We start from the raw sequence: 6180 nt of genomic DNA on the forward strand, positions 1-6180 counted from the left end.
ACCAAATCCGGCGAAAGTGCGATCGCCTCCTAGATCCCGTGTAACATAAACTTGCCGCGTTGGTGCTGTAGGATGGCGTTGTACCCCTGTCGTCTCTACACCTATATCTTGTAATAGCTTGACCAGTGCATTCCCTGCTTCATCTTCACCAACGGCTCCGATAAATCCTGCTGGCGTCCCCAGCTTGACTAAAGCACAGGCTACGTTAGCTGGTGCTCCTCCGGGATAAGGAGTCCAGGATTTTACTTCTTCCAGCTTTAGCCCCAATTGATCGGCTAAACAATCAAACAAAACTTCACCGAGGCACAAAACGCGGGGATTGCTCATTTTATTTTAGATTTTAGATTTCGATTTTGGATTAGTAATTTACAGTATAAAATCTACAACAATTTTCGCTAATCTGTCGCCAGCCCTTCATAGAATTAAATGGCAATTTTTACTACTCCATAACATCTATATGCTTATGAATATCGCCTAAGTGTCATAAGTATTAACACTAGCAATTTATATTTTGACTAGTATAATAAAGCACCTATTTAATAATATGGTTTATATTTTTGCCAATTTTAAATCCAAAGAAAATATTGACAATTGGATTACTGCTAAAACTTGAAATCCCTCCCAACAAAAGAATCTTCTAGAATTAGAAAGAGTGATTAAGTACATATACCAAGGGAGGATAGAAATAGTCATGGCTGGTGGCAAGTCTGAGACCCCCGTTAGTCTGTCAGACAGAGAACTGCAAATTATCGACTTAGTAGCCGCTGGCTTAACTAACCAAGAGATTGCAGGAAAACTGGAGATTAGCAAGCGTACAGTTGATAACCATATCAGTAATATTCTTACCAAGACCGAGACAGAAAATCGAGTAGCTCTTGTTCGCTGGGCTTTACAGTGGGGCAAAGTCTGTTTGAATGATGTCAATTGCTGTACTCTGCCTAAACAGATCGAATAAACGATTTATTTAGTGGCAAGGTAATTGCTCTGGTCTGGTATAATTGCAAGCCAATCTTGAAGTTTACTGATTATTTCCCTCTTCACGCCTAAGTTTTCAGTGTGAACACTCTACCAAAAGTTCCGAGTCCTTCACTCAGCCGGAGTTTATGTTAGTGGAGCCAGCTGACCCTCGGACTCGGAAACTATAAAAGATCAGAATTTCTTATTAAGCAGAACAGATGTAGAAATGGGGAGATGAGGTAGCAGGGGGAGTAGGGGAAGAAGAATTATGACCAATGCCCCTTATGAGTGCTGAGTGGGAAGCAAGCGATAGGGTGTAAGGGGGAAGTGAAAGACTTAATGCAGGTTCTTTTTCCCCTTTTCTCCCAGCAAGAAATGCTCCTTGTCCTCTTTCCCCATGCCAATGCCCAAACTCAAAAATCATCCACAAAAATTAGCAACAATTCAGTAGTGCAAGCGTTACATTTGAAAGAAATCTATGTTGCCCCATCGCGTTTGGGAGCAGTGTTCCAATGAATACTTCCGCTTCTTTTGAGGGTAGCTCGTCTCCCTTTAAATTTTTGAACTTTGATTTTACGACACCTGTATCTGAGAAAATTCCGAGTCTTGAAGACCGATTTTCAGAGTTTCCGCAACCCACACAAGATGCCGACTTACTCAGACAGCTATCATTTATTCCAGGTTTGAAAGAAATTCTGATGATACGGCAGGTTCACGCCTTAGAACACGCTACTGTTTGGGTTCTTAGCGAATCAAAAAGTGCCTATCCTGCCAAAGGAGAACCTACTAACGTTCAACTAGATAACGAACTATTAGGCGGTTTATCTACTGAGCAGGGATTCTATCTCTATGGTGAGGTGAATATTAGTGATTTGCGGCGTGCGGTCATACTTGCTCGACATCGCCTCACCAGTGGAGAATGGGATTTGGCTGTACATCCCCGTTGCGGCACAAATTTATCAGTAGCAATGCTCTTAACAGCTGGACTAGCTGTCGGTGTGCATTTGTTACTACCATTTCGACCAATTGAGCAAATAATAGGTTTGGGGTTAGCAGCAACGACAGCCGCCGAACTCGCACCTGATTTAGGTTCTATGGCACAGCGTTACTTAACAACTGCCATTCCTTTTAACCTAGCAGTTGAAAATATTACGCGCACACGCGACCTTTGGGGGCGTGATGCACATTTTGTTAAAGTGGGCTGGCAAGAGTAATCTTATGGAATCAAAACCACGCACCTTCAAAGAAACCGCTAAAGAAACAACTCTACTGTTTGCAGGGGGCGCTGGCGCTGGACTAATCATCTTTGCCCTGTTCGGCGGCTTATGGCACGTCACTCACTTTTGGTGGGTCATGGTAGCAACTACAATGTTCTGCGGTTTATTAGCCGTAGTATTCCGTCAAAACTTCCAGAAGATGTTAGATGCTTTGATGGATAATGCTCCCTGGATGTAGGAACACAAGGTTAAATATTTCCTTAAAAATTATGAGAAAACTTTACTTCTTACTCCCCGGTACAGATGGCAAATTTGCCTGTGGTGGTCTTTGGGCTGAATTAAAAGCACTTAATCTGGTTCAGCAGTTCTGTAGTGCTGATGTCGTAACTTACCGCCAACGAGAAAAAGGTAAACTTTTTATTGATGATTTGTTAAAAGAGAAAAATTTAAGTGATGTAATTTTTGTCATCAGTTGGGGATTTGATATAGCTAAACTCGTGGCTAAACTTAAGCAACACAATGTTGTTTACCATGCACATAGTGCAGGTTATCCATTTAGGCTACCCGCAAGTATTCCAATCGTCACTGTTAGCCGCTATACAATGGGATATTGGGGAGAAAAATCACCCAACTCTCTGATTTATTATTTGCCTAATCAAATTTCTAATGAGTTTCAAAATTTTGGGCTGGAACGCGATATTGATGTTTTAGTTCAAACTCGGAAATCTTCTGAGTATTTAATTAAAGAATTGATTCCAGCGTTACAAAAACGTTGTAAAGTATTGGTTGTTGATTCATACATAGAGGATTTACCTGGACTATTCAACCGAGCTAAGGTTTACCTATATGATTCGGCTGAGTACTGGACGCAACAGCGTGTTAGCGAAGGATTTGGTCTACAACCAATGGAAGCTCTTGCCTGTGGTTGTCAAGTATTTTCTAGTGTCAACGGTGGATTGGCTGATTACTTAGACCCTGGATTTAATTGCTATAAAATTGCTGGATATTCACAAGAATATGATGTGCAACGGATTCTGAAGGTCATTGATTCTTCAGTAGCTTTTAGTTTATCTGAGGAGTTTTTGGCTGAATATCGAACTGAAAATATTATTAAGCGTTTCCAACTTATTCTGAATGAGTTAAATGAATTTTTTGACCACAAATTACAGCAGCCATCTAATATTAAGAGTTTGACGAGAATACGTGTGGCAAAATTACTTGCTCAGAAAATATATGGGAAGCTGAAGAAGAAATATTTTACGTAATAGAAAAGAACCGCAGAGGCGTACAGATCACACAGAGAAGAGAGGAAATGGAATGAGTCGGCGGTTATTAGTTACTGGGGGTGCGGGGTTTATTGGGGCGAATTTTGTCCATCACTGGTGTCAGGTTTATCCAGATGACCGGGTGGTGGTGTTGGATGCGCTTACCTACGCGGGAAATCGTCTGAATTTGGCGCTGGTTGAGGGAAGAGAAAATTTTAGGTTTGTAGAGGGGGATATTTGCGATTGCACTATCATAGATGAGTTATTATCAACCGAAAATATAGATACCATCGCCCATTTTGCTGCTGAATCTCATGTTGATCGTTCAATTCTTGGGCCGGCTGCTTTTGTACAAACTAATGTCGTAGGAACTTTCACGCTGTTAGAAGCTTTTCGGAAACATTGGGAAGCAAAAGCACAGCCATCTGATTATCGTTTTTTACACGTTTCTACGGATGAAGTTTACGGTAGTTTAGGCCCAGATGATCCAGCTTTTTGTGAAACTACACCTTACGCTCCCAATAGTCCCTATTCAGCCTCGAAAGCCGGTAGCGATCACTTAGTGCGTGCTTATTACCATACTTACAACCTCCCGACAATTATCACAAATTGCTCTAATAATTACGGCCCTTATCAGTTTCCTGAAAAGCTAATTCCCCTGATGTGCATCAACACTTTGATAGGGAAACCATTACCTGTTTATGGCGATGGTAAAAATGTGCGCGATTGGCTTTATGTGGGCGATCATTGTCGTGCTTTAGATGTGGTAATTAATCATGGTCAACCAGGGGAAACATACAATATTGGTGGCAACAATGAGGTAGAAAATCTTAACCTGGTGCAACTTTTGTGTCAGATGATGGATGAATTAGCACCTGATTTACCGATGCATCCGGCAAAACAGTTGATTACTTTTGTCAAGGATAGACCTGGACATGACAGGAGGTATGCAATTAATGCAAACAAGATTAAAACTCAGCTTGGTTGGACACCTTCAGTAACAATTGCTGAGGGTTTACGTTTAACAGTTGAATGGTATCTCAATCATCGTGATTGGTGGGAACCTCTGCTGTCTGCGGAATATCAAGCTTACTATCGCAAAAATTATCTGTAGAATCACCTTCCTCACCGAATAGTGTCACAATCAATCGATAACTATGATGTGATTTACTCTGTGGCTGGAGGCATGATTTTTTGGGGCGTGAGACAATATTTCAGCGCCTTCATGATCGAATTGACATCACATGAGCAGAAATCGTCTACATCACAGAAAATCTGCGTTACATCTAGGCGAGATACAATTGTGGACATAGCTAAGACACCCTTTATTTTTTCTTCTAAGCTCCAGCTACGGCTACGGCTCCGGTTACGACTACGGCTCCTAAACCAGCTGCTAAACTTTTACGAATGGTAATAATAAAAAAAGTCTTTAGCACAATTAGGGCGGTTTCACAATTAAATCTCTACCTCAGCCATGAGGCATTAGCTTAGATAGAAGCATTTTCAATTGCCGATTCAACGTTTTAGCCTTAACGTGGAACTGCTAACTATATATCTATATATATTGAGGAGTGATCATGGGGCAGACACAGGAGCTAGGACAGATTATCATCCTGAATGGTGCCCCGCGATCAGGGAAGTCAAGCATTGTTGCAGTAATCCAGGAGACATTTGATGGTCTGTGGATGAACTTGGGTGTTGATAGGTTTATGCAAATGACTCCCCCACGATACCTGCCTGGGATGGGTCTGCGACCAGGGGGAGAACGCCAGGACATCGAACCTCTTGTTCCTATTCTGTACAGTGCCATGTATGAGTCCATCGCCGCCCACAGCCGCTTGGGTCTGAATGTTGTGGTTGATGTTGGACACCATGACGCCTACGCAATCCCACGGGGCATTCTGACCGATAGTGCGCGGCGTTTAAACGGATTGCCGGTCTTGTTCGTAGGTGTTCGTTGCCCCATTGAGATCATTATGGAACGGCGACAAAACACGGGGGGAAAAGTAGGAAATGCAGCCAACTCGTTGATGCCACATCCAGTTGAGTTATGGCAACGTGAAGTCCACATGCCTGGCATCTATGATCTTGAAGTCGATACCTCGTTATTAAGCCCAGGTGCGTGTGCCGAGGTAATACGTAAGCACCTCGGAAATATTCCAGCGCCGTCGGCATTCCAACAACTCGCTGCACACCATATTTAAGCTGTCGTTATCAATATTGCAACTGGGAGCGGTTCCCGGACTTATGGGAGCGGTTCCGGGACTTATGGGAGCAGCTCCCGAACTTATGGGAGCGGTTCCCGAACTTACGGGAACTGCTCCGGGACTTACGGGAGCGGCTCCCGAACTTATAAGAGCGGCTTCCGAACTTACAAAAGAGTTAAATTAAAAATATGCTTTTCTAAACGAAACAAAATATGCGCTATCAAGTTGTGCTTGTCAACTTAATGTTTTGACCGAATTCAGCCGAATCACTCACTGGTTCTGAATACAAAGTAAACAACTCACTCAAAACTTCTTCTCCAGCAATTTCTCTAAGGCTGGTAACTCGTTCTAGCTGTAAATATTACATCACAATGTGTAAGGGCACGGCAATGCCCATACGTGTCAACTTAACGCAAAACCCTGGCAATGACGTTATATCAAGCTTACTCAATTACCAATTAAGTCGTCGGAACCCCACCCCGCTTTTGTCTAGCGACAAAACCTCCCCTCCCCGTGAACGGGGAGGGGATTAAG

At 42.7% G+C, this 6180-nt stretch carries 8 protein-coding genes; 7 read left to right on the forward strand and 1 reads right to left on the reverse strand.

Features of this window, described 5'->3' with window-relative positions; genetic code table 11:
* On the reverse strand, positions 1-327 hold a 327-nt coding region (locus VE944_RS32050; RefSeq protein ID WP_324987248.1), incomplete at its 3' end, for a PfkB family carbohydrate kinase.
* A 364-nt stretch (positions 328-691) separates the two neighbouring features.
* Here VE944_RS32050 and pedR point away from each other — a divergent pair.
* From pedR to VE944_RS32085, 7 genes are all read left to right on the forward strand, one after another.
* A complete protein-coding gene (gene pedR / locus VE944_RS32055; RefSeq protein ID WP_109011711.1) occupies positions 692-955 on the forward strand; it encodes a photosynthetic electron transport-dependent transcriptional regulator PedR in 264 nt (87 codons plus the stop codon).
* 514 nt (positions 956-1469) lie between these two features.
* Positions 1470-2171: a DUF6391 domain-containing protein gene (locus VE944_RS32060; protein WP_324987251.1), complete on the forward strand. Its 702-nt coding sequence runs from the start codon at positions 1470-1472 to the stop codon at positions 2169-2171.
* A 4-nt stretch (positions 2172-2175) separates the two neighbouring features.
* Complete coding sequence (locus tag VE944_RS32065) at positions 2176-2412, forward strand: hypothetical protein (RefSeq protein WP_324987254.1); 237 nt, start codon at positions 2176-2178, stop codon at positions 2410-2412.
* 31 nt (positions 2413-2443) lie between these two features.
* Positions 2444-3439, forward strand: coding sequence for a glycosyltransferase (locus VE944_RS32070; protein WP_324987257.1), 996 nt, complete (start codon positions 2444-2446; stop codon positions 3437-3439).
* 52 nt (positions 3440-3491) lie between these two features.
* On the forward strand, positions 3492-4553 hold the full coding sequence (gene rfbB, locus VE944_RS32075) for a dTDP-glucose 4,6-dehydratase (protein WP_324987260.1): 1062 nt from the start codon (positions 3492-3494) through the stop codon (positions 4551-4553).
* Positions 4554-5016: 463 nt separating this feature from the next.
* Positions 5017-5643, forward strand: a complete 627-nt coding sequence (locus tag VE944_RS32080) for a chloramphenicol phosphotransferase CPT family protein (RefSeq protein ID WP_324987263.1) — start codon at positions 5017-5019, stop codon at positions 5641-5643.
* Between the two features lie 43 nt (positions 5644-5686).
* On the forward strand, positions 5687-5830 hold the full coding sequence (locus VE944_RS32085; protein ID WP_324987266.1) for a hypothetical protein: 144 nt from the start codon (positions 5687-5689) through the stop codon (positions 5828-5830).
* Positions 5831-6180: the final 350 nt, after the last annotated feature.

It is taken from the genome of Nostoc sp. (assembly GCF_035638895.1).
Lineage (GTDB): Bacteria > Cyanobacteriota > Cyanobacteriia > Cyanobacteriales > Nostocaceae > Nostoc.